The 1,663-nt window shown below is 67.0% G+C and carries 1 protein-coding gene and 1 pseudogene; both read right to left on the minus strand.

Features of this window, described 5'->3' with window-relative positions; genetic code table 11:
• Positions 1-189: polyketide synthase dehydratase domain-containing protein (locus ACWDSL_RS53300; protein WP_450496981.1), on the minus strand; the 189-nt coding region annotated here is incomplete at its 3' end.
• A gap of 241 nt (positions 190-430) precedes the next feature.
• A pseudogene (locus ACWDSL_RS53305) lies at positions 431-1,657 on the minus strand (acyltransferase domain-containing protein); the annotation flags it as partial.
• Positions 1,658-1,663 lie beyond the last annotated feature (6 nt).

The following is a 1,663-nucleotide window of genomic DNA, read 5'->3' on the forward strand; positions in this document are numbered from 1 at the left end:
GTGGAGTGCGGTGTCGAGGAGTGCGGGGTGGATGGTGTGGCCGGTGGTGGGGGTGTTGGGTGGGAGGGTGGTGTTGGCGTAGATGGTGTTGGTGGTGGGGTTGTGCCAGGCGTGGGTGAGGCCTTGGAAGGTGGGGCCGTAGTCGTAGCCGAGGGTGGTGAGGTGGTTGTAGAGGTTGGTGGTGTCGATTGGTTGGGTGTTGGTGGGTGGCCAGGTGGTGGGGGGTTGGGGGGTTGGGGTTGTGGTGGGGGGTTGGGGTGTGGGGGTGAGGGTGGCTGTGGCGTGGCGGGTCCAGGTGCTTGCCGGTGCTGTTGCCGGTGCTGTTGCCGGTGCTGTTGGCGGTGTTGGTGTTGTTGTGGGTGTTGTTGTGGGTGTGGGTGGTGAGGGTGCGGTTGCCGTTGGTGTCGGGTGGGGTGAGGGTGGTGTGGAGGGTGAGGGTGGTGTCGGGGGTGAGGGTGAGGGGGGTTTCGAGGGTGAGGGTGTCGATGTGGTGGTGGCCGATGTGGTGGGCGGCGTGGAGTGCGATGTCGAGGTGGGCGGTGCCGGGGAGGATGACGGTGCCGTGGATGGCGTGGTCGGCGAGCCAGGGGTGGGTGGTGAGGGAGAGTCGGCCGGTGAAGAGGGTGGTGTGGTCGGGGAGGTTGATGGCGGTGGTGATGAGGGGGTGGCCGGTGGGTTGTTGGCCGAGTGCGGTGGCGTCGGTGGGGGTGTGGGTGGTTGTGGGGGTGAGCCAGTAGGGGTGGTGCTGGAAGGGGTAGGTGGGGAGGTCGACGTGTTTGGGGGTGCGGCTGCGGGTGGTGTTGGGGGTGCGGCTGCGGGTGGTGTTGGTGGTGTGGTCGTTGGTGGTGTTGGGGGTGTGGTCGTGTGTGGTGGTGTTGGTGGTGGGCCAGGTGGGGGTGTGGCCGTGGGTGTGGGTGGTGGCGAGGTTGTGGGTGAGGGTGTGGGTGTCGGGGGTGTTGCGGCGGAGGGTGTGGGTGGTGGTGTGGGGGTGGTTGGTGGTGTCGAGGGTGTTTTGGATTGCGGTGGTGATGACGGGGTGGGGGCTGGTTTCGATGTAGTGGGTGTGGCCTGTTTGGGCGAGTTGGGTGAGTGTTTGGTGGAAGAGGACGGGGTGGCGGAGGTTGTTGGTCCAGTAGTCGGGGGTGAGGGTGGTGGTGTCGGTGATGTGGGTGGCGTGGAGGGTGGAGTAGAAGGCGGTGGTGTTGTCGGTGGGTTGGGGGGTGATGGGGTTGAGGGCTTGGGTGAGTTCGTGGTGGAGGGTGTCGGTGTGGGGGCAGTGGGAGGCGTAGTCGACGTCGATGGTGCGGGCGCGGATGTCGTGGGTGTTGCAGGTGGTGACGAGGGTGTGGATTTGGTCGGGGTTGCCGGAGACGACGGTGGTGGTGGGTGAGTTGTGGGCGGCGATGTGGACGTCGGTGAGGTTGAGTTCGGTGATGAGGGTGGTGGTGGTCTGTGCGGTGGTGGGGAGGGAGGCCATGGTGCCGGTGCCGGCCAGGGTGCGGAGGATTCGGGCTCGTCGGGCGACGATGAGGGCGGCGTCTTGGAGGGTGAGGGCGCCGGCGATGTGGGCGGCGGCGATTTCGCCTTGGGAGTGGCCGATGACGGCGTCGGGGTGGATGCCGTGGTGCTGCCAGGTGCGGGCGAGGCTGACCATCATGGCCCA

The sequence above is a fragment of the Streptomyces sp. NPDC000941 genome, assembly GCF_053599555.1.